Source organism: Paraburkholderia xenovorans LB400, from assembly GCF_000013645.1.
Lineage (GTDB): Bacteria > Pseudomonadota > Gammaproteobacteria > Burkholderiales > Burkholderiaceae > Paraburkholderia > Paraburkholderia xenovorans.
Genome location: NC_007951.1, coordinates 3,673,373 through 3,695,763, shown reverse-complemented (window position 1 = coordinate 3,695,763; position 22,391 = coordinate 3,673,373). Strand labels below are relative to the sequence as shown.

Annotated in this window: 20 protein-coding genes and 1 tRNA gene; 11 read left to right on the top strand and 10 right to left on the bottom strand. The window is 62.2% G+C overall.

Annotation, left to right across the window (positions count from 1 at the left end):
• Positions 1–89: 89 nt before the first annotated feature.
• The 6 genes from rnc to nagZ all read left to right on the top strand — a co-directional run bounded on the left by rnc (position 90) and on the right by nagZ (position 5,573).
• A complete protein-coding gene (rnc, locus tag BXE_RS16530) occupies positions 90–1,376 on the top strand; it encodes a ribonuclease III (protein WP_011489384.1) in 1,287 nt (428 codons plus the stop codon).
• Between the two features lie 54 nt (positions 1,377–1,430).
• A complete protein-coding gene (gene era / locus BXE_RS16525) occupies positions 1,431–2,330 on the top strand; it encodes a GTPase Era (protein ID WP_011489383.1) in 900 nt (299 codons plus the stop codon).
• A complete protein-coding gene (recO, locus tag BXE_RS16520; protein ID WP_011489382.1) occupies positions 2,317–3,237 on the top strand; it encodes a DNA repair protein RecO in 921 nt (306 codons plus the stop codon). The genes era and recO overlap by 14 nt, the downstream gene beginning before the upstream one ends.
• A complete protein-coding gene (pdxJ, locus tag BXE_RS16515; protein WP_011489381.1) occupies positions 3,234–3,998 on the top strand; it encodes a pyridoxine 5'-phosphate synthase in 765 nt (254 codons plus the stop codon). The genes recO and pdxJ overlap by 4 nt, the downstream gene beginning before the upstream one ends.
• Positions 3,999–4,024: 26 nt before the next feature.
• Positions 4,025–4,474, top strand: a complete 450-nt coding sequence (acpS, locus tag BXE_RS16510) for a holo-ACP synthase (protein ID WP_038458624.1) — start codon at positions 4,025–4,027, stop codon at positions 4,472–4,474.
• 70 nt (positions 4,475–4,544) lie between these two features.
• Positions 4,545–5,573, top strand: coding sequence for a beta-N-acetylhexosaminidase (gene nagZ, locus BXE_RS16505; protein ID WP_011489379.1), 1,029 nt, complete (start codon positions 4,545–4,547; stop codon positions 5,571–5,573).
• A gap of 109 nt (positions 5,574–5,682) precedes the next feature.
• Here the strand turns inward: nagZ and BXE_RS16500 are convergent, their stop codons facing one another.
• From BXE_RS16500 to earP, 4 genes are all read right to left on the bottom strand, one after another.
• Positions 5,683–7,065, bottom strand: coding sequence for a sigma-54-dependent transcriptional regulator (locus BXE_RS16500; protein WP_011489378.1), 1,383 nt, complete (start codon positions 7,063–7,065; stop codon positions 5,683–5,685).
• Positions 7,066–7,367: 302 nt separating this feature from the next.
• Positions 7,368–7,574, bottom strand: coding sequence for a CsbD family protein (locus BXE_RS16495; RefSeq protein WP_011489377.1), 207 nt, complete (start codon positions 7,572–7,574; stop codon positions 7,368–7,370).
• Positions 7,575–7,855: 281 nt separating this feature from the next.
• On the bottom strand, positions 7,856–8,413 hold the full coding sequence (efp, locus tag BXE_RS16490; RefSeq protein WP_011489376.1) for an elongation factor P: 558 nt from the start codon (positions 8,411–8,413) through the stop codon (positions 7,856–7,858).
• Positions 8,414–8,813: 400 nt separating this feature from the next.
• Positions 8,814–10,007, bottom strand: a complete 1,194-nt coding sequence (gene earP / locus BXE_RS16485) for an elongation factor P maturation arginine rhamnosyltransferase EarP (protein WP_011489375.1) — start codon at positions 10,005–10,007, stop codon at positions 8,814–8,816.
• Positions 10,008–10,269: 262 nt separating this feature from the next.
• Between earP and uvrC the strand changes: the two genes are divergently transcribed.
• The 4 genes from uvrC (at position 10,270) to BXE_RS16465 (ending at position 15,669) form a co-directional block, all read left to right on the top strand.
• Entirely contained in the window at positions 10,270–12,474 is a 2,205-nt protein-coding gene (uvrC, locus tag BXE_RS16480) for an excinuclease ABC subunit UvrC (protein ID WP_038457504.1), read from the top strand.
• Between the two features lie 155 nt (positions 12,475–12,629).
• A complete protein-coding gene (pgsA, locus tag BXE_RS16475) occupies positions 12,630–13,223 on the top strand; it encodes a CDP-diacylglycerol--glycerol-3-phosphate 3-phosphatidyltransferase (protein WP_038457506.1) in 594 nt (197 codons plus the stop codon).
• A gap of 212 nt (positions 13,224–13,435) precedes the next feature.
• Positions 13,436–13,511, top strand: a tRNA-Gly gene (locus tag BXE_RS16470).
• Between the two features lie 226 nt (positions 13,512–13,737).
• Positions 13,738–15,669 (top strand): tyrosine-type recombinase/integrase, encoded by a 1,932-nt coding sequence (locus BXE_RS16465; protein WP_011489372.1) that lies wholly within the window; start codon positions 13,738–13,740, stop codon positions 15,667–15,669.
• A gap of 208 nt (positions 15,670–15,877) precedes the next feature.
• Here BXE_RS16465 and BXE_RS16460 read toward each other — a convergent pair whose 3' ends face one another.
• The 6 genes from BXE_RS16460 to cadR form a co-directional block, all read right to left on the bottom strand.
• A complete protein-coding gene (locus tag BXE_RS16460; protein ID WP_029044453.1) occupies positions 15,878–16,180 on the bottom strand; it encodes a YciI family protein in 303 nt (100 codons plus the stop codon).
• 103 nt (positions 16,181–16,283) lie between these two features.
• On the bottom strand, positions 16,284–17,669 hold the full coding sequence (locus BXE_RS16455) for an MFS transporter (protein ID WP_011489370.1): 1,386 nt from the start codon (positions 17,667–17,669) through the stop codon (positions 16,284–16,286).
• A gap of 204 nt (positions 17,670–17,873) precedes the next feature.
• Positions 17,874–18,851 carry a PDR/VanB family oxidoreductase gene (locus BXE_RS16450; protein ID WP_011489369.1) on the bottom strand — a complete coding sequence of 326 codons (978 nt, stop codon included), beginning with the start codon at positions 18,849–18,851 and terminating at the stop codon, positions 17,874–17,876.
• 97 nt (positions 18,852–18,948) lie between these two features.
• Positions 18,949–19,428, bottom strand: a complete 480-nt coding sequence (gene andAd, locus BXE_RS16445) for an anthranilate 1,2-dioxygenase small subunit AndAd (protein WP_011489368.1) — start codon at positions 19,426–19,428, stop codon at positions 18,949–18,951.
• 2 nt (positions 19,429–19,430) lie between these two features.
• Entirely contained in the window at positions 19,431–20,693 is a 1,263-nt protein-coding gene (gene andAc, locus BXE_RS16440) for an anthranilate 1,2-dioxygenase large subunit AndAc (protein WP_011489367.1), read from the bottom strand.
• Between the two features lie 298 nt (positions 20,694–20,991).
• Positions 20,992–21,399 carry a Cd(II)/Pb(II)-responsive transcriptional regulator gene (cadR, locus tag BXE_RS16435; protein ID WP_011487781.1) on the bottom strand — a complete coding sequence of 136 codons (408 nt, stop codon included), beginning with the start codon at positions 21,397–21,399 and terminating at the stop codon, positions 20,992–20,994.
• Between the two features lie 95 nt (positions 21,400–21,494).
• On the opposite strand from cadR, the gene BXE_RS16430 reads away from it, so the two are divergent.
• Positions 21,495–22,391, top strand: a complete 897-nt coding sequence (locus BXE_RS16430; protein WP_004574643.1) for a cation transporter — start codon at positions 21,495–21,497, stop codon at positions 22,389–22,391.

The following is a 22,391-nucleotide window of genomic DNA, read 5'->3' as shown; positions in this document are numbered from 1 at the left end:
AAATCCTGCGGTAACCTCGCTTCACCACGCTTTTTCCGCTGGCCGTCCCGCGTTTTCGCCGGGTCAGGCGCCCGCGTTATACTCTGCCCATGCCCCTATCTCCGTTGGAAAGCCGTCTGCGCTACGAATTTCGCAATGCGGAATTGCTGCGCCAGGCTTTAACGCACCGCAGTCACAGTTCCACGCATAACGAACGGCTCGAATTTCTTGGCGACTCCGTTCTGAATTGCGCGGTGGCTGCGCTTTTGTTCCAACGCTTCGGCAAACTGGACGAGGGTGACCTGTCGCGCGTCCGTGCCAATCTGGTCAAACAGCAGTCGCTCTACGAAATTGCTCAGGCCCTCAATATTTCGGAGGGCTTGCGGCTGGGCGAAGGCGAGTTGCGCAGCGGCGGCTTCCGCCGCCCCTCGATCCTCGCTGACACGCTCGAAGCCGTGCTGGGCGCGGTGTTCCTCGACGGCGGCTTCGAGGCCGCCCAAACGGTCATCAAGCGTCTTTACGTGCCGATTCTCGATCACATCGACCCGCGCACGCTTGGCAAGGACGCCAAGACGCTGCTCCAGGAGTATTTGCAGGGCCACAAGATCGCGCTGCCTACTTACACGGTCGTGGCTACACATGGTGCGGCGCACAATCAGCAATTCGAAGTCGAATGCACGGTGCCGAAGCTGGAGGTGAAAGTCTCCGGCTCCGGCGCGAGCCGGCGCGCCGCGGAGCAGGCGGCCGCCAAGAAAGCGCTCGACGAGGTCATGGCCGCGGCGCCCGCTATGGTCGCCAAACCCAAGCGCTCGAAAAGTGCCCGCGCGGCGAAGAACGTCGAGCCGGAGATCGTGCCCGGCGTCACTGGCGTGCAAGCCGCGCTGGATTTGCGCAGCCCGGATCGCAAGAGCGAGCGTGGAGCGGGGCGCGGTGAAGCCCGCGCGGCGGCCACGGCCGAGCCGGCAGGCGAGCGCCCCATGCTGGGCCTCGCAGCCGCACCGTTGGCCGTGATTCGCGCCGCGCACGTGGAGTACAGCGGGCAGGACAAAGCCGAACGCGCCGACAAGGCCGAGAAAGCAGAGAAGCCGGCCGCCCACACGGGCGACAGGTCCACGGATAAAGCCGGAGCGGCAGCGGCGGATAAACCCGCCGAGAAGTCCGCTGAAAAACCCGATACAAAGCCTGCGGACGCGAAAACGACCGAAACCAGAGCGGCCGAAGCCAAAGTGGCCGAAGCCAAACCGGAAGCCGCTGCCGCGCGCGGCGTCGACAAACTTCGCAACCGCGAGGCCACGCCTGGCGCAGCCGCGCCTGCAGCGGGCGCAGCCGCGCCGACCGAACACGAACCCGGCGTAGCCGACGCGGTGCAAACGCGCGTCGCCGACGCGGGCCATTGATTGCCATCGGCGCGCCCATTGCGCGTGTCGATCTGAACTTGCCGTAGCCCGAATATGAACGCTCCCACTCCCACTGGTTTTCGCTGCGGCATGGTCGCGATCGTCGGCCGCCCCAACGTCGGCAAATCCACGCTGATGAACGCGCTGGTCGGCCAGAAAGTCAGTATCACGTCGCGCAAGGCGCAGACCACGCGCCATCGCATCACGGGCATTCATACGCTCGAAGACGCGCAATACATTTTCGTCGACACGCCCGGCTTTCAGACGAAGCACAGCGGCGCGCTGAACCGTTCGCTCAATCGCGCGGTCACGTCCACGCTGACTTCCGTGGATGCGATCCTGTTCGTGATCGAAGCCGGCCGTTTCGGCCCGGACGACCAGAAAGTGCTCGACCTGATTCCGCCGTCGGTGCCCACGCTGCTGATCGCGAACAAGCTCGATCGCGTGTCCGATAAGGACTCGCTGTTCCCGTTCATGCAGCAGGTCAGCGCGCTGCACAAGTTCGCCGAGATCGTGCCGCTGTCGGCGAAACATCCCGACGACATCAAGCGCCTGATGGCGACCGTCAAGCCGTTCCTGCCGGAAGGCGCGCCGATCTACGGCGAAGACGACCTGACCGATCGCAGCGAGCGGTTCCTGGCTGCGGAAATCCTGCGCGAGAAAGTGTTCCGCTGGACCGGCGACGAACTGCCGTACACGAGCACCGTGCTGATCGACAAGTTCGAAACCGAAGGGCGCCTGCGCCGTATCTTCGCGACCATCATGGTGGACCGCGACACGCACAAGGCGATGATCATCGGCCAGAAGGGTGCGAAGCTGAAGCAGATCAGCACCGAAGCGCGCCTCGACATGGAAAAGCTGTTCGACGGTCCGGTGTATCTGGAAACCTTCATCAAGGTGAAGAGCGGCTGGGCCGACAACGAAGCCGGGCTCCGTGCGTATGGGTACGAATGACGCGTGGATGACGCTGAATTCCGACGCCGACCCGGACGACCCGGAGCCGGCCGCGCCGGCACGCGATCTGTCCAAACCCGCGTCCAAACCTGCTCGTAGCACCAGAAAATCTTCATCGGCCAAAAGTGCTCAAGGCGCCGAAGGCGAGCCGCGTAAAACGCCGGGCCGCCGCGCGCCGCGCACCCCCGCATCCGACTACCGGATCGCAGAGCAACCCGCCTTCGTTCTCCACAGCTATCCGTATCGCGAGACCAGTCTGATCATCGACGTGCTCTCGCGCGATCATGGCCGTCTCGCGCTCGTCGCGAAGGGCGCGAAGCGTCCGCACTCCGCGCTGCGCGGCGTGTTGCAGACCTTCCAGCCGCTCGCGCTGTCATGGTCGGGCAAATCCGAAGTGCGCACGCTGACCGGCGCCGAGTGGGTCGGCGGCATGTTGCCGCTCACCGGCGGTGCGCTGCTGTGCGGCTTCTACGTCAACGAACTGCTGGTCAAGTTCTGCGCGCGCGAAGACCCGCATCCGCAACTGTTCCATCACTACGTCGTCACGATGACGCGTCTCGCGCACGACGAGCCGCCTGTGCAGGTGCTGCGTTCGTTCGAGCGCGTGCTGTTGCGCGAAACCGGCTACGCGATGGCGCTGGACCGCACCGTCGCGCGCAAAGCGGTGCTGGCCGAAGGCCGCTACGTGTTCGACCCCGAGCGCGGCGTACGTGAAGCCGCCGACGATCTGCCCGCGCAATGGCCGGTAATCGCCGGGCAAACCTTGCTCGACATGGAACAGGACGATTACCATCGAGCGCAGACCGTGGCGCAAAGCAAAACGCTGATGCGCTTTCTGCTCAACACTTACCTTGGCGGCACGCCGCTCGCGACGCGCCAGATCCTGATCGACCTGCAGAACTTATGAGCTTCTTTCTTACGTCGCCGAATGTGATTGACCTGGGCGTGAACATCGATCACGTCGCCACGCTGCGCAACGCGCGCGGCACCTCGTATCCCGATCCGATCCGTGCTGCGTTGATGGCCGAAGAGGCCGGCGCCGACGTCATCACGCTGCATCTGCGTGAAGACCGCCGTCATATCGTCGACGCCGACGTGCGCAAGCTGCGCCCACTTCTGAAGACGCGCATGAATCTCGAGTGCGCGGTCACTCGGGAAATGCTCGACATCGCCTGCGAAGTGCAGCCGCACGACGTCTGCCTCGTGCCGGAAAAGCGTCAGGAACTGACCACGGAAGGCGGCCTCGACGTCGCCGGCCAGTTCGAAGCCGTGCGTGCCGCGTGCAGGCAGCTCGCTGAAGCGAATTCGCGCGTGTCGCTCTTTATCGATCCGGACGAAACGCAGATTCGCGCCGCGCACGAAGCCGGCGCGCCGGTGATCGAACTGCACACCGGCCGCTACGCCGAAGCGCACGATCCCGCCGAACAGCAGCGCGAATTCGAGCGCGTCGTGCACGCCGTCGAATTCGGCAGGACGCTCGGCATCAAGGTCAATGCGGGCCACGGTCTGCACTATACGAACGTCCAGCAGATTGCCGCGATCGAGGGCATCGACGAACTGAATATCGGCCACGCGATCGTCGCGCACGCGATCTTCGCCGGCTGGGACAACGCGGTACGCGAGATGAAGGCGATCATGGTCGCCGCGCGTCTCGGCGCACGCTCCTGATGCAACCTGAGGCGGCGATCTCGCGCATGGCGATCTACGGCATCGGTACGGATATTGTTCAGGTCAGCCGCGTGGCCGCGGTCATGACGCGCACCAATGGCCGCTTCGCCGAAAAGGTGCTCGGTCCGGATGAACTGCGCGTCTATCACGCGCGGCACGCCCGCTCGGCGGCGCGCGGGCTCGCATTTCTCGCCACCCGGTTCTCGGCGAAGGAAGCGTTCTCGAAAGCGATCGGCCTCGGCATGCGCTGGCCGATGACGTGGCGCGCGCTGCAAACGCTCAACAAGCCGAGCGGCGAACCGATGGTGGTCGCGTCCGGCGAGCTGGCCGAATGGCTCGACGCGCGCGGCATCACGGCGCGCGTCACCGTCAGCGACGAGCGTGATTACGCGGTGTCGTTCGTGATCGCGGAAGCGGTGGAGACGGCGCCATCAGCGTCATCAACGCAAGCAGCGGCCCCCGGCGCCGCCGGATAAAAAATACTTTGAACGCGGCGCACGCCGGCCGCGTCTTCCTTTGCTTCAGGCTTTTTTCCAGCGGAAATCGATGAAAACCATTCCCGGACCGGTGATGCTCGACGTGGTCGGCAAAACGCTGAACGACGACGACAAGCGCCGCCTTGCCCATCCCATGACCGGCGGTGTGATCCTGTTTGCGCGCCACTACGAGAGCCGCGCGCAACTGATCGCATTGACCGATTCGATCCGCGCGATCCGCGAGGACCTGCTGATTGCGGTCGATCACGAAGGCGGCCGCGTGCAGCGCTTTCGTACCGACGGCTTCACCGTGCTGCCGGCAATGGGCAAGCTCGGCACGTTGTGGGACAGCGATGTGCTGCACGCCACCAAAGTGACGACGGCTGTCGGCTACATTCTCGCGGCGGAGTTGCGCGCGTGCGGTATCGACATGAGCTTTACGCCGGTGCTCGACCTGAACTACGGGCAGTCGCAGGTGATCGGCGACCGTTCGTTCCACCGTGATCCGCGCGTGGTGACCTTGCTCGCGAAGAGCCTCAATCACGGACTCGCGCTGGCCGGCATGAGCAATTGCGGCAAGCACTTTCCGGGGCACGGTTTCGCGCAGGCGGATTCGCACGTCGCCATGCCGATCGACGACCGTTCGCTCGACGAAATCCTGCGCGACGATGCTGCGCCTTATGACTGGCTCGGTTTGTCGTTGGGATCGGTCATTCCCGCGCACGTGGTTTATCCGAAAGTCGATTCGAAGCCGGCGGGTTTTTCGCGCATCTGGTTGCAGGACATTCTGCGCAACAAGCTGCGCTTCGAAGGCGCGATTTTCAGCGACGATCTTTCCATGGAAGCCGCGCGCCAGGGCGGCACGCTGACCGAGGGCGCCACCGCCGCGCTGCAAGCCGGCTGCGACATGGTGCTGATCTGCAACCAGCCGGACGAAGCGGAGAAGGTGCTGGATGCGCTGCGCTTCACGCCTTCGAAGGAATCGCAGCGGCGGCTCAAGCGCATGCGGCCGCGCGGCAAAGCCTTGAAGTGGAGCAAGCTGGTCGCCGAGCCGCAATACCTGCAGGCGCAGGCGTTGTTACGGAGCGCGTTTGCCTGAGTTGCTGAAGCGACAGAGAAACAGGCGGGCAGAAAAAACGGCACCTTCATTTCAAGGTGCCGTTTTTTTAACCGTGCGAGGCTCGATCCTCGAGCGGCCGGACCAGCACTCAGTTCAAGCGCATGCGTTGCAGCTTGTTGTACAGCGTCTTCGGACTGATGCCGAGCAGCGACGCCGCCCGGTGACGCGTACCGCCCACCGCATCCAGCGTGGCGCGAATCAGCATTTCCTCGACATCCGCGAGCGGCGTGCCCACCGTGACCTGCACACGGCTGCCGTTCAGATCGCGGCCGTTCGCCGAGCCCGCCTCGTCGGCGCGCAGCGACTCCAGCACGTCGCCGGACGCCTGATACGCGCGCCGCACGCGGTCGTGCAACTCGCGCACGTTGCCCGGCCATTCATACGCGAGACACTCGCGCAGAAAATTCGGCGCGACCTGCTTGGCGGTTTCCAGCGTGCCGCGCGTGGTCCCCTCGTGATTCAGTTCGTCGACGATCGCCTGGGCGATCAGCGCCGGATCTTCGCCGCGCTCCCGCAGCGGCGGCAGCGTCACGGCGGCTGCTTCGAGGCGCAGCGCCAGGTCTTCGTGCAGGCTGCCGTCGGCCACCGCCGCGCGCGGCACCTTGCGCGTCGAGGCGATCAGCCGGAAGTCCGTCACGACCTGATTCGTACCGCCGACGCGCATGAAGGTCTGCGAATCGAGCGCACGCAACAGCGCTTCCTGCTGGTCGCGCGGCAAGTCGGCGATTTCGTCGATGAACAGCGTACCGCCGCTCGCCTGTTCGAACAGGCCCGGCTCGCGCTGCTCGGCGCCGCTAAACGCGCCGCGTTCGTGACCGAACAGCAGGCTGTCGAGCGAGCGATGCGCGCCCAGGTTGCCGGCGGTCCGGCAATCGAACGTGACGAACGGACCTTTGCGACGGCGGCTCATGTCGTGCATGGTCCGCGCCGCCATCTGCTTGCCGGTGCCGACCTCGCCGGAAATCAGCACGGCGGCTTCCGTCGGCGCAATATGCTCGATCGTGTCGTAGACATGCTGAATCGCGCTGCTGCGGCCGAGCATGGAACCGAAACGGCCGAGCTGACGCAGCGACGCGCGTAGCGTCTGCACTTCTTCGGTCAGTTCATACGGACGTGGAATGCGCGCGAGCAGACTGCGCAAGCGGGGAATATTCACCGGCTTCAGAAGGTAGTCCCAGATGCCGTGCCGTAGACCTTCGATCGCGCTTTCCACGGTCGCGTTACCCGTCATCACGATCACGGGCAGGTCGCCGCCGGGCGGATGCGCCGGCAGATGCTGCAGGACATCGAGCCCGCTGCCGTCCGGCAGATTCAGGTCGACCAGGACGACGTCTGGAATGAAGCGCGTCAATGCGGTCCGGGCCTCCGCGATGGTGGTGGCCGTGTCGACGGAGAAGCCGTCGGCGGCGAGGATCGCGGAAAGGCCTGACAGGCTGTTTGGATCGTCTTCAACAATCAGGGCGTGTGGCATGGCGAGCGCAATTTTTTAGATGGATGGGAGACCCAATGCGCTGCGCCGATACGTTGGCGCGCGCCACGGGCGCGATGCTGGCCGGTACTGTGGAGCGAATCAGCGCCACGTGTGCAGCCTTGGCTGGCGCGGTGCGGGAGCGGCCGGACTGCGAGCTGACTGTGCGGTACGTCCGGCATCGCGCAGCAGGCGGCGATTCGATTCAAGTACTTCTGGTCCTTTGTGTTATCACTCACACTGCGGAGCCCTTCCCGACGTCTTGCAAGCCTGGGCGGGCACCTGTATTTCCTTCACTCGGGCTGTCAGAAATCCCGGTTGCTATCGAAAAAACGGCGCACTTCGAGTTCCGCCTGTTCGCGCGTCTTGCCGTAGCGCTCCTGGATCAGGCCCGCAAGCTTGTCGGCGCGACCTTCGGCCTTGGTCAGTTCGTCGTCCGTCAGTTCGCCCCATGCGGTCTTGGCTTTGCCAACCATCTGCTTCCACTTGCCTGCAGCGATGTCGTTATTCATGACGCATCTCCCGGGTTGAAGAAAATAAAGCCGTACCGGCCTATATTCGAGATGAGCATGGACTGTGCCAACATGATTTAATCAGATTAATCAACGATTTACTGGACAGGGCATGGGAGATTCGGGGTGTCGTTGTGCAATTCCGAGAAGACCGCCGGTAAAGTTTTCCTCAACCATACACGGCAGCAAGAAAAAGAAAAAGCGCCCAGGCCGGGCGCTTTTTTTTGCCAATTTTTTCTCGGCGCCGCTGTTGCGGCGCTGGATTCAGGCGAGCAGGGCGCTTAAGCGCGGCTGCGGTACTCGTGCGTACGCGTGTCGATTTCGATCTTGTCGCCGATGTTGCAGAAGAGCGGCACCTGCAATTCGAAACCGGTGTTCAGCTTGGCGTTCTTCAACACCTTGCCCGACGACGTATCGCCCTTGACAGCCGGTTCCGTGTAGATGATTTCGCGGACCAGCGTGGTCGGCAGTTCGACCGAGATGGCCTTGTCGTTGTAGAACACGACTTCGCAAGCCATGCCGTCTTCGAGGTAATGAAGGGCGTCGCCCATCATTTCGCTTTCGACTTCGAACTGGTTGTAGTCGGCGTCCATGAACACGTACATCGGGTCAGCGAAGTACGAGTAGGTGACTTCCTTGCGTTCCAGCACAACGACGTCGAACTTGTCATCTGCCTTGTACACGCTTTCCATGCCTGCGCCGGTCAGCAGGTTCTTGAACTTCATCTTGACGACGGCGGAGTTGCGGCCCGATTTGTTGTATTCGGCCTTCTGCACAACCATTGCGTCTGCGCCGATCATCACGACGTTACCGGTGCGGAGTTCCTGTGCGGTCTTCATAAAACTGTCCTGTACGAAATAAGTAGCTTCAACTTTTGCTCAACGGCATACGGCGCAAGCGGCTTCGGCGCCTCGCTCAGCGTGCCGCGCCGCCTGAAGCGGCCCGGCGGGTTGCGAACGAAGCGTGGCCGGCTTGCCGCCGGGACCGACTTCCGGGCCGCAACCTGCGGCCGGTGTCATTCCCGGCAATCCGTTACCTGCTTTTTTACCCTGTGCGGGCGTGTACACGAGTGGCGCCGTCCGCAACATACGTCCTGGTCCGACATTTCTGTCGTTCACACCTTGATGTGGGGACTGTCTCGCATCTTTCGAGGCGGGATAGGCGAGCCGGTCAAGCGAATTGCCGGATTTCGCCGCTGCGGTCGGGCCGCGCTTGCGTCGTCGGCCGTTGGATAACCGCTTATTTTAACTGAGTTTTTGCGAACAAGGCCAGATTTCCGGCGAGGTCGCCTACTTGTGCCAGTTCGTCCGCCCATTCGGCCGCACGGCGTCGGAGCGCCGGGAAGTGACGCTGCAATTGCGCCCAGTCCGGCGTGCCCGCGCCGTTCCACGCGTGCCAGAAGCGCCCAAGGGCGTCGCGCGCGTCGGCGGGCAAGGTGCGCGCGTAGTGCGCCAGCGCCGCGTCGAGCTTCGGCAGATGGGCGTCGTCGGCTTGCGGGTAGATGTGCCAGACGAAGGGTTTGGCGGCCCACTGGGCGCGCACGAACGAGTCTTCGCCGCGCACGAAATTGATGTCGCTTGCCCACAGCAGCGCGTCGTAGCCGGGCTGATCGGTAAAAGCGAGCGCGTGTGCGCTGAGATTCCCACGTACGGCGTGCGCGCCCGCCGCGAACGAAGGCAGGCCGAAGAAGCGCGCGAGCGCCCCCGAAATGCGGCCTTCGGGCACCAGCAGCACGACCGGGCCGGCGCTGTCGCGCCATTGTTCGAGCAGGCTGTCGACGGCGGGATTTTCATAGGAGAACAGCGAGACGACGGTAGCCTCGGCAGGCGGCGGCGCGTGGCCGGTGGCTTGCCGCCACCACGCCTCGCGCGCCGTGGGCGACGCTTCGAAAGCCGCGCGCGCGCCGTCGAGATGCCGCTCCTTCAGCACGCCGCCGGTGCCTTGCCCGAGGCCGGGGAAGAAGAAGGTCTTGGTCAGCGCATAGCGCGGGTGCGGCGACGGCCGCAGATGAAAATCCGCGACCCAGTCCTCGGCGCTCAGATATTCGAGATTGAGCCATACAGGCGTGCGCTCGCGCGCCGCCATCGCGGCGACGTAGACGGGCGGCAGTTCACAGCCGAACGCCTCGATCACGACGTCGGCCACTTCGAGCGTGTCGCCCGCATGGGCCGGCTCGTGCCAGTGCTCGACGACGATGCCGCTCACCGTCTGGCGAGCGCGCTCCAGCGACAGCGACGGGCACAGCTTCTGAAACGCATGCAGGTCGTCGACGAACACGCGCACCTGCCAGCCGTGCTCGCTCGCGAGCTGGCGCGCAAGTCGCCAGCACACGCCGATGTCGCCGAAATTGTCGATCACCGCGCAGAAGATATCGCAGGCGATCGCCGTGGACGCGTCAGGGGCGTGGCCGGAAAGGGGCGTGGCGGAAGACATGGTGGCCTGGAACGCGGATTCGAACGGATGGATAGGGTGGCGCGGTTCGGGCTATCTGGACGCACTGCGCCGCGGTGCCGCCAGCTGCCGCCGACGCCCGGCCTGATTTGAGGCAACCGGGTTCGAACGCGCGTGGAATGTTCTAAACTGGCGATTCTAAAGCACCCGTTCACGATTGCGCGCGTGAGGCATACTCCGGTTCACCATGCGCGCGGCACGCGGGGCAAGGCTTCGCAACACCGTCCCACCCAACCGATTCTGCATGACTGAACCCGAAGCAACCGACGTTTTCGAGCCGAAGAAAGTGCTCACCCAACTGCCGCATCTGCCCGGCGTCTATCGCTATTACGATACGCACGGCGCGGTGCTTTACGTGGGCAAGGCACGCGACCTGAAGAAGCGCGTCTCGAGCTACTTCACGAAGACGCAACTGTCGCCGCGCATCGCGATGATGGTCACGCGCATTGCGCGAGTCGAGACGACCGTCACGCGCTCCGAGGCCGAAGCGCTTCTGCTCGAAAACAATCTGATCAAGGCGCTCGCGCCGCGTTACAACATTCTGTTTCGCGACGACAAGTCGTATCCGTACCTCAAGCTCACCGGGCACAAGTTTCCACGCATGGCGTACTACCGTGGCGCGGTGGATCGGAAGAATCAGTACTTCGGTCCGTTTCCCAGTGCGTGGGCGGTGCGCGAGAGCATCCAGATCCTGCAGCGCGTGTTCCAGTTGCGCACCTGCGAAGACTCCGTGTTCAACAACCGCACGCGGCCGTGTCTGCTGCATCAGATCGGCCGCTGTACCGCGCCGTGCGTCGCGGCCATCAGCGAAGAAGATTACGCGCGCGACGTTGCCAACGCTTCGCGCTTTCTGCTCGGCCGCCAGGGCGAGGTGATGAGCGAGCTCGAACAGAAGATGCACGCGTTCGCGAGCGAGCTGAAGTTCGAGCAGGCGGCGGCGGTGCGCAACCAGATGAGTTCGCTGTCGACGGTGCTGCATCAGCAGGCGATCGAAGTCGGCAGCGACAGCGACGTCGATATTCTCGCGGTGGTCGCGCTGGGCGGCCGTGTCTGCGTGAATCTCGCGATGGTGCGCGGCGGACGGCATCTGGGCGACAAAGCGTATTTTCCGGCGCATGTGGAAAGCGCGTTGACGGTGGATGAAGGCGGACTGGAAGACGGCGACGAGCGATTGGCCGATGCCGCTACCGGTCCCGTCTCGCTCGCTGAAGAGGAGGTAGGTGGCGAGGCGGAGCCGGCCGACACCGCCGATGCTCTGGCGATCGCGCGAGATATGCCGCCGGAAGACGAACAGGACGAGGACGAGGACGAGGACGAACAGGACGGCGAACCCGAAGAAGCCGGGTCCGGAGCGGACTCCGACTCCGACTCCGCAAAGCCACGCAAAGGCCGCGCAACCGGCGGCATCGAATCCGAAGTTCTCGAAGCGTTCATTGCCCAGCATTACCTGGGCAATCGCGTGCCGCCTGTGCTGGTGGTCAGCCACGCGCCTGCCACACGCGAACTGGTCGATGTGCTGATCGAACAGGCCGGCCACAAGGTGACCGTGCTGCGCCAGCCGCAAGGACAGCGGCGCGCATGGCTCGTCATGGCCGAGCAGAACGCGCGGCTCGCGCTCGCGCGCCTGCTCTCGGAACAGGGCTCGCAACAGGCGCGCACGCGCGCGCTCACCGACACGCTCGGAATGGAGTGCGACGATCTTGCACATCTGCGCATCGAATGCTTCGACATCAGCCACACGATGGGCGAGGCGACGCAGGCCTCGTGCGTGGTGTATCACCATCACAAGATGCAGTCCTCGGAATACCGCCGCTACAACATCACCGGCATCACGCCCGGCGACGATTACGCCGCGATGCGCCAGGTGCTCACGCGCCGCTACGAGAAGATGGTCGCGCAAGCCGCCGCGAATGCCGCCGACGAAGCCGCCGAACTGCAAAGCGACGCGGCCGCGGACCCGTCGCTTGCGCCGGACGCCGCTGAGCCGGTCGCGGCCGGCGGCGTCCTGCCGACCATCGTGCTGATCGACGGCGGCAAGGGCCAGGTCGAAATCGCGCGCCAGGTGTTCACGGAACTGGGTCTCGATACCGGCATGCTGGTCGGTGTCGCGAAGGGCGAGGGACGCAAGGTCGGCCTCGAAACGCTGATTTTCGCCGATGGCCGCGCGCCGCTCGAACTCGGCAAGGAAAGCGCCGCGCTGATGCTGGTCGCGCAGATCCGCGACGAAGCGCACCGCTTCGCCATTACCGGCATGCGCGCGAAGCGCGGCAAAACGCGCCAGACCTCGCGGCTCGAAGAACTCGAAGGCGTGGGCGCAAAGCGGCGCCAACGGCTGCTCGCGCGCTTTGGCGGACTACGCGGCGTGGTCGCGGCCAGTGTCGAAGATCTGGCGAGCGTCGAAGGTATTTCGCAGGCGCTCGCGGAACAGATTTACCGTCAGTTGCACTGAGCGCGGCGGGTCCGGCCGGCCGCCGATTCTGTGCTGATTCCCTGCCGATTTCCTGCAAAGCGGCGTGCGTGCGAGGAGCCGCGCGCCGCTTTGCTTGTGGCAGGCCCTGTGACACGGCACAATTGCATCTCACTCGTCAGACGCTGCGCCTGCCCATGCCGTTTAATTTCCCGATTTTCCTGACCTGGCTGCGGATCGTCCTGATTCCGCTCGTCGTCGGCGTGTTCTATCTGCCCGACATGATGATGAGCCCCGCGCACCGCAATCTGGCGGCCGCGACGATCTTCATTCTCGCGGCGTTGACCGACTGGTTCGACGGTTTTCTGGCGCGCAAGTGGAATCAGACCTCGGCGTTCGGCGCGTTCCTCGATCCGGTCGCCGACAAACTGATGGTGACCGCCGCATTGCTGGTGCTCGTGCAGCTCGCGCGAATCGATTCGGCGATTGCGCTCGTGATCGTCGGGCGCGAAATCGCGATTTCAGCGCTGCGCGAGTGGATGGCGCAGATCGGCGCGTCGAAGAGCGTCGCGGTCAATTCTCTCGGCAAGTTCAAGACCGTTTGTCAGATGGTCGCGATTCCCATGCTGCTGTTTTATGGTCCGCTGCGGTTTGGCGGCGGCGTGGTGGTCGATACGCGCGTGTGGGGCTTGTGGCTCATCTATCTGGCCGCGTTCCTGACGATCTGGTCGATGCTCTACTACATGAAGCTCGCATGGCCGCAGATTCGCGAACGCAGCGGTGTGGCCTGATTGGCGTCACGGAGATGCCTCAGGCGTGTCCGAACTTCGCTGACGCATGAGTGAAATCTGTTCAGTAAAAGAGATTGGCAAAAGGGGTTGACACGTTTCAGTCGTTTCTCCATAATCTCGTTTCTCCGATGCACGCAGTTTGAGACGTCGGTGGCAGTAAGAGTGTAGTTGCAGTAACAAGGCAGCAGATAGCACGGCAAAAGCAGCAGAATGCGGGAGTAGCTCAGTTGGTAGAGCGCAACCTTGCCAAGGTTGAGGTCGCGAGTTCGAGCCTCGTCTCCCGCTCCAAGTTATGATCTACAGACTTCTACTGACGTCTGTAAGTCGTTGAAAAGAGGGGCTTCGGCCCCTTTTTTCATTCCAGCGAGCGCCACGGAAATCCACCCACAGCCAGCCTTTTTTAGGCGCCAATCTAGGCACAGGAATACGGGTGAGGCGGCTTCCGGATAGTTGCTGGGGCTGAGCGGGAACCATGACGAGCATAGGGCCTAAGTCATTACTTAGGAGCCTCGAAATGGCACTCTCTGATCTGATCGTCCGGCAGGCCAAGACCACCGGCAAACGCTACACCCTCTACGACAACGACTGCCTGAGCCTGATGGTCTCTGCCGCAGGCGGCAAGTCTTGGATGTTCCGCTACTCCTGGCTGGGCAAGCAAAAGCGCATGGCCCTGGGCGGCTATCCTGCCCTCAGCCTGCGCGAGGCCCGCGCCGAGCGGGACAAGGCCCAGGCCCTGATCGCCAGGGGGATCGATCCCCAAATCGAACGCGATCAGCGTCGGCACGCGGCCAAGCTGGCCGGCGAATACACCTTCAAGAACGTCTTCGATGCCTGGGTCGAGCATCGCCGCAAGGAACTCAAGGAAGGCCGCCAGAGTACGCTTTCGCAGATCCTGCGCATCTTCAACAAGGACGTGCTGCCCACCCTAGGGAAGATGTCCATCTATGACATTCGCCGGCCCCAGCTCCTGGGCGTCCTGGCGGCGATCGAGAAGCGCAAGGCGTTCACCACGGCCGAGAAGGTCCGCACCTGGTTCAACCAGATGTTCCGCTATGCCTTGGTCATCGCCGAGGGGCTGGAAGTCAACCCGGCTGCGGACCTGGACGTGGTGGCCGAGCCCAAGCCCCCGGTGGCCCACAACCCCTATCTGCACCTGCCCGAACTGCCCGAGTTCCTTCAGAAGCTGCGACGCTACAACCCCCGGGGCTGGCAGACCCAGCTTGGCGTGCGGCTACTGTTCCTGACGGGGGTGCGCACGGGCGAGCTGCGGTTGGCCGAACCCGAGCAGTTCGACCTCGACCGGGGCTTTTGGATCATCCCGCCGGAGGTCGTCAAGCAACTCCAGGACGAAATGCGCAAGGCCGGCAAGCGGCCGCAGGACGTGCCGCCCTACATCGTGCCCCTGTCCCTGCAGGCCATCGAGATCGTGCGCTATCTCCTGGGCGTGATGCGGCCGGCGCAGAAGTACCTGCTGTCGCACCGCAGCGAACTCAAGAAACGCATCAGCGAGAACACCCTCAACAAGGCCGTGCAGCTCATGGGCTACGAGGGGCGCCTGACCGGGCACGGCATCCGCGGCACCATCTCGACGGCACTCAACGAGATCGGCTACCCGAAGATTTGGGTGGACGCGCAGCTTTCGCACTCCGACCCCAACAAGGTGAGTTCGGCCTACAACCACGCCAAGTACGTGGAGCCGCGTCGCCGCATGATGCAGGACTGGGCCGATCGCCTGGACCTGCTCGAACAGGGCGAAGTGCAAGCTGCGAGCGCGCACCTGACCATCCGTATCGACGGGGTGCCAGCGATGGCGGAAGTGGAGGAAGCGGTGGACGTGGCCCCGACGGTCGCCGAGCCCGGTGTCTCCGGCTCACCGCCCGTGGCGGCCACGCCCATCGTCGTGACCCCCAACAGCGGCGGAATCACGTTCCAGCGCCTGTCGCAGGTGCCGCCGCCTCCGGCGCATGCTCCTGAGTCGGAGGTCTCTGCCATCCAGCGCGAGCGTGAGGAAATGCTGGCCATGTACGAGTCGCCGAACAATCTGCCGGTCGCGCTGTTCGGGAAGCTGGCTGGGAAGTCCAAAGACCAGATCAACCGCGAGCTGAAGGCAGGCAAGCTACTGTCCATCAGCTTGGGCAACCGGGGGCAGCGCGTTCCCGACTGGCAACTGGTGCCGCTCAAGCGCCGGCTGGCCCAAGCGCTCATGAACCAATGCCCGCATGTAGATTCTTGGGCGCTGTATCGTCTGTTGACCAAGCCCCATTCCAACCTCGGAAACCGTGCAGCCATCGATGTCGTCACACCGACCAACGTGGGCAAAGTATTGCAAGCCGTCACGCCCTATAAGGAGTTCGAGCGCTCCAGTACAGACGAGACACCCCAGTTCTCCGAGTTCGTTCGCCAGTTGCAACGCCACGTGAATGCGCTCGAAGAAGCGCCGTGCTGACGAGCCAGGACTTCGACGCCAACGGCGTGCCGCAACGCGTGTTTACCTAGACGCTAGGAGTGCGTTAAATCCCGTCGTGGGCGGCTATTGCAACGAACTGATCAACCAGACGGCCAAGACCGACTGCAATTCCTCCCGGTAAGGTTTTTCGCCTCCGCGTCCGGATGTCCGTTCCTTGAGCGGCGGGTAGGAGGCCTGTACCCAGGATTTATGAGGTTCCCCGCCCCAAGGTCCATTCCCATGTGCGAACCGACAGCTCGGCAAACAGACCTGCCTGTACGTAGGGGTCGTGGGCCACGAAGGCGTGCACGTCGTCGATATGCGCCGCCTGCACAACGAGAAGCGTGCCATCCATGGCGCCTTGCGTGTCCAGCAACGGCCCCCCATGGACAACATTGATCGCGTGGCCCGGATGCTCGCGCAGCCAAATGCGATGCGACGGCCGTACCCGCGCACGCACTTCAGACATGCCAGGATGATCGGTTGCAATGACGATGAAGAAAGAAGCAATACTAGGCGCGCCTTCCGGCGATGCTGGCTGATTGGCATTCATGGCGAGTTCTTTCGGAGCTGTGGTGGGGCATGTTCTATGAAGAGTCGTTAGATCACAGCGATCAAGAGTCGCGGCCCAATACCACGCCTGCAGCAGGCCGCCCTGTCGCCCACGATTCCTTGGCCGCCTCCTTTTCATTCGATGCCGACTTCGCATGGTCAATGCAGAAGATCAAGATCGCCGCCAGCAAGCCTGGAATGCCGATGGCAACGAAGTTGAGCCCCAGAGGCAATTCGGCGCCCACAAGCGCACCAATCACGATCGGCGCCACAATGGCTCCCACACGCCCGACACCAAGGAACCATCCCAGCCCGGTTGCACGAATCGTGTTCGGGTAGAACTGGCCCACGTAGGCGCAGCCTACGATCTGCGTACCGATGGTCGTTCCGCCTGCAAGACCGATCAGCACATAACGCAGGCTAGTGCTGACCTCCTGCCCCAGCATGGCCAACGAGCCTGCCGCAATCAGATACATGCTTGCGAGCACGTACTTGATGTGGAGCCGATCCGCTAGCCAGCCGCCAGCGATCGCGCCCAAAATTCCTCCCAGGTTCATCACGATCACGAAAGTCAAGGCTGAGCCGATGCTGTAGCCCGCCGAAGCCATCAGCTTGGTCAACCAGGAGCTCAGCGCGTACACCATGAACAGGCACATCACGCATGACAGCCAAAACAGTACGGTGCTCGGCGTGCGACCGTCCTGGAAGAGCTGCCTGACCGGCGCGGTTGCACCGGCTTGCTCGGCGCCGATGCCGACAAAGGTGTCATCCTGATGGGGTGTGTACGTGGGATCAATTTTCGCGGCGAGCTGTTGCAACGCGCGCGCGTCCTTCCTCCGAATGAGGAACGGCACCGACTCAGGCATGCTGCGGAGGATGAACGGGATCAACACGATCGGCGCGGCGGCCAAGAGAAAGACCGACTGCCAGCCATGGACCTCAATCAGCGATTTTCCAAGCACTGCCGCCAGCACCCCACCAACACAATATCCGCTGAACATCAGCGCGACCAACATGGCTCGCATGCGCTTTGGCGAGTACTCCGTCATCTGCGCGATCACATTGGGCATCACTCCACCGATGCCCAGGCCTGCCACGAAGCGGGCCAGCGCAAAGGTCTTGGGGTCGTTGGTCAGGCCGGCCGCGGCCGTGAACGCGCTGAACAAAAACACGCAGATCGCAATGGCTTTGGGGCGGCCGATGCGCTCACCCAACGTGCCGAAGAGCAGATTTCCGAACAACATGCCAAAGAGCGCCGAACTCACCATTAAACCGGCATGCGCCGGCTCGATCGACATCGCCTGCATGATGCTCGGTAGCGCAATTCCGGCGACGGCAAGGTCGTAGCCGTCCATGACGATAATCAATGCACACCACAGCAATATGCTGAGATGGAATCGGTTGAATTTCGCGTCCGCGGTGAGGGAGGCAAGGTTGATCGTACGCATCCGATTCTCCGGTTAAGAATTTACGTGGGCTCATGAGGACCTTTTCGACCCCATCCTCTTCGTTGTTGCAGTCCCTGCTTTTGGGGGTGCACTGAACGCAGACGCGCGATATCGGATCGAGGCTCCGTTTTCGATCCACCAGGACACTCTGGATCAAAGGCAATCGCCTGGCAGTGGCCACGTGCTACGCGATTGCTCCTGAACTCAGATATCGAGCACCAGACGAGCGGACTTCGACCTGGAACAGCACGGTAGGAACTGGTCGTTCTGGGCCTGCTCCTCCGGGGTGAGGTACATATCACGGTGATCGGGTTCGCCACCCAGTACACGCGTGAGGCAAGTACCGCAGACGCCTTGTTCGCACGAGGCGGGCAGTTCGATCCCGTGTGCGGCCAAAGCCATTAGCACCGTCTCATCGGCGGCTACAGGGATGACCTCGCCGGTGCTCGCCACCTGGACCTCAAAGCTGCCATCGTTCTCTGATTGCGGAGGCTCGGCTTTGAAGAACTCGTAGTGCAACTGAGACTCGGGCCAGCCCGAGGCCCGCGCCGCTGCGAGGACCGCATCCATAAAGCCGGATGGCCCGCAGGTGTACAGATGCATCCCAGGCTGAGGGCAGGACAGCAGAGCAGGCAGATCCAGCTTTTGCTCGGGCGTGCCATCATCGTAGTGGTGGTGCACCTGCGCCGCGTAAGGCGCTGCCGCGAGCGCGCCGCGGAAGGCCGTCGCTTCGGCAGAGCGAGTGCAGTAATGCAAAGAAAACGGCCGGCGGGCAGTCGCCAGTGATTGCGCCATGCAAAGCAATGGCGTGATTCCGATTCCTCCTGCAAGCAGGAGACTGCTCTGGGCTGATGCACTCAACTCGAAGAGGTTTCTTGGCGTGCCGACAACGAGCTCGCTGCCTGCATGCACAAGGTCGTGCATCGCCACCGATCCCCCTCGTCCCTGCGGCTCCTTGAGAACGGCGATCTGGTAGGTTTCTGCAGCGGTGTCGCATAGCGAATATTGGCGCGTCAGGCCGCCCGGCAGTTGCACATCGATGTGTGCCCCCGCGGTGAACGTGGGAAGAGGCTGGCCGTCCACACTGGCCAACTCAATCAGGACAATGTCCTTTGTTAGAGCCTCTTTGCGCACGACACGAACACGCAATGAAGCAGGATCGGGAAGGAAGGCAGTATTCATCGTTCTCACAAAATAGTCATTGCCTCACCGTTTGAGTGGCGGCCTGCATTGAGAGGTTGCATACGGAAATCGGCATTCTCAACATCGCCGCCAAGTCTCAGATCGGAGTGGCCAGCAGAGTCTGTACGCGCAAGGTGTCGTACATCACACGCTTGGCGCGATAACGCCAAACGCCGTTCGCCTTGACTACTTCGTCTTGGTAGGCCCCCGCCTGATAGATAGAGGACTCGCCAGTCAGGCCGGTGATGACCACGACATAACTTGACGTCGTTTGCACGGTGTCCTGTGCCACGTTCGTCAGAACCAGGCCCGAAACCAGGTGCCGGTAGGTGTGGCTTTCGTAGATGTTGGCATTGCGCAGCGAGGTCACCCGGTCGCGTAGCATCTTCTGATTGCGACAGTAGATGACCGGCGCCGGCAGCCCTGCATCCACGTTCTCCTTTGGAATGATTTCGTATCGACAGTCCTCTGTGAAAAATTGCGGCCACGCCTCAAGGTTTCCGCTGTCGAGCGCGCTCACGTACTGGTGCTGCAAGATTGCGATTTCGGTCCAGAGTTGTGCGTTGTTCGTATCCATGCTCAGTACCCCATCAATGCCTGGTAGCTGGTCCAGAAGCGTCGGATCATGTATTCCGTGATCGAAGAGTCCGTCTCCTCTGGAACGTCCTGGGCCATAGCGATGTACGAATGGCTGTCCGGATCCATGCGCGTGGCGCGCTGCACCAGTTCTGTGGCCTCCGTGTCCTCCATCGAGATGTAGCCTGCGGGACCGACGAGGTTGGCCTGGAGGAGGCGCAGTTCGCGCAACTCCGGGGTATCGTCCTCGTAGCCGAAGAAATGAAAGATCAGCTCGAAGTTGTTCGGACCCTTGGGGAGCAACTGGCGCGCCGCCAGCGTGTTGTGGATCTGCTGGATCACCAATTGGGGGAAGATGGCCTGGATGTTGTTGGTGGTGATTTCTTCGTACTCTTGGATCTGCCCGAGCAGGGTTGGGTCTTCCAGCACGAGCTTGTTGTTCATCGTGCGCACCTTCTGGGCCTCGTAGGCCGCAGCGGTATTGGTATCGACTTCAGGCTTGGTCGAGGTCAAGAGGCTGTGCAGGCCGCCCACATCCGCCATCTGGCGCACCTTCATCCCCACGCGGTAGATGTTGAAGGTTGTGTGAAACAGATGCAGAAGGCTCGCGTGGTAGCCATCCTTGACGTTTTCCAGGTACAGCTTCCAGTTGGATTTGGAATACTGCCGCGTGCAGCCGAGATAGACCACCGGCTTGTGAAAGATGCGGTCAATCCAGGGGCGCATCATCGGACCGATGTAGTCCTCCAGCGACGGCGTGTCTTGGCGAAAGGTGCCGAACACCAGCCCACGGTAGCTGGCGACGCGCACCTGCTGCAGACCATGCTCTTCGGTCTTGAAGTCGGCCGGCATGCCGGCCATTCCATTCTGGCCCCGGCGGAACGGGACGCCCAGCAGATCGCCCTTTGCCGAATAGCCCCACTGGTGATACACGCACGCATGGGAGCGGGCGTTGCCACGCAGCTCGCGGCAGACCTGCGCGCCGCGGTGCGCGCATCGATTGACCCAGCATGACAACCCATCGGGCGTGCGCGTCACGACTACCGGCGTGTCGCCGATGAAAGTGCTCTTGAAGTCGTACACGTTCGGGATCTCCGCCTCCAAGCCGAGGAAGGACCAGGTCGCACCGCGAAAGATTCGCTCCTGCTCGCGGTCATACACTTCCTGCGAACTAAAGACCCGAAAAGGCACTTCGGAACCATTGGGCTGTAAAAAAGACACTGTGCGCTCGGCATGCGCAGACGGCTTGGCGACCATTTCGGACATGGCTTAGTCTCCTTTTTCAACATTGCGTTGAATGGAGTCTAGGAACGCCTGCTCATCTCAGCTATCCGCTGCGCGAATATGTATATGAATCAGAATCCGGATTGCGAAAATCCAAGGGATATCCCCAGAGTCCGAAACTGGTGAAAATAGAAAGACCCCAGGCGACATGCCATGCGGCCGGCCTTAGCGCGTGCGCGTACTTTCTTAATTGGGGTAAGCGGATTAAATGGTTGATCTTACCTTTGCATGAGAGTGAGACAGACCGGCATCTCATCGGATTATCTGGTTGATGCTTCACCTACTGCTGGTGCATGTTTCCTTCGCTAATTCCAGCAAGAACCCCACACGCCTCAACTTCCCGGTCATCGTTGCAACTCGCTCTCAGTGAAACGAGTTGTTTCTCAAGCGCTTGCAGAGCGGTTATCTGCGACCGCACATGAGAGATGTGATCATCGAGCAAGGCGTTGACGGCGGCACAAGGCTGATGAGGGTCGTCCTGATAGCTCTGTAGTTCGTGAATCTCAGCCAGTGACAGGCCCAGGATTCTGCAGCGACGGATGAAGGCCAGCCCCTCACCATGCTTCTCGGTATAGACACGGTAACCGTTGTCCTGCCGATCAGGCGGCGGCAACAAGCCCTGCTGTTCATAGAAGCGGATCGTCTGTGTTTCGACCCCTACCAACTGCGCCAACTGACCAATGCGCATCAGCCTCCTCCCCAACGGATTCTTTACTCTATTGACCTTATAGTAGCTTTATAGTTTTAAATGGTACCACAACATTGTTCAAGTGGAGTCGTATCATGAGCAAATCCTGTGGTGGCGCCTGTGGCGGTGATGCAACGTCCGCAGCGGATACCGATATACAGGCCTCCTCCGAGGCGCCAGGGAGATGGGTCAGTGTTTATGCCGTGCCGAAGATGGACTGTCCATCAGAAGAACGAATGATTCGCCTAGCCCTGAACGGCTTTGAGGAGATTCGGGCGCTGTCCTTCGACTTGTCGAACCGCCGGCTGAAGGTCGTGCATGACGGCGAGGTCGAGCCCGTCACCTCGAAACTGAAGACCTTGGGGCTAGGCGCCTCGCTTCAGGAAACCGTCGCTGCAAATCCGGAGACCATCAAGGCCGCCGAGTTTTCGGCAGCTTCTGCTAAGCAAGAATCCGGGACCCTGCGCTGGTTGCTCGGCATCAATGCACTTCTGTTCGTGGTGGAAATGACTGCCGGTCTGATCGCCCAGTCCACCGGCCTGATTGGAGAATCCCTGGACAATTTTGCCGATGCGGCGGTGTACGGGCTTGCCCTTTATGCGGTTGGACATAGCGTGAAAATGCAGGTACGTGCCGCGCATCTTGCTGGTGTACTGCAACTGATCTTGGCTGTGGGCGTGCTCGTAGAGGTGGTGAGACGCTTTGTATTCGGTAGTGAGCCTGAATCGCTGGTGATGATGGCTATCGCATTCGTCGCATTGATTGCCAATACCAGTTGTCTGCTGCTCATATCCAAACATCGGGAAGGCGGGGCGCACATGAAGGCAAGCTGGATATTCTCGGCCAACGACGTGGTGATCAACCTGGGGGTCATCACCGCCGGCGCCCTGGTCGCGTGGACCGGTTCCAATTATCCGGATCTGATTATCGGCACCATCGCGGGGGGCATTGTACTTAACGGTGCCAGACGCATTTTGGCGTTGAAGGGTTAA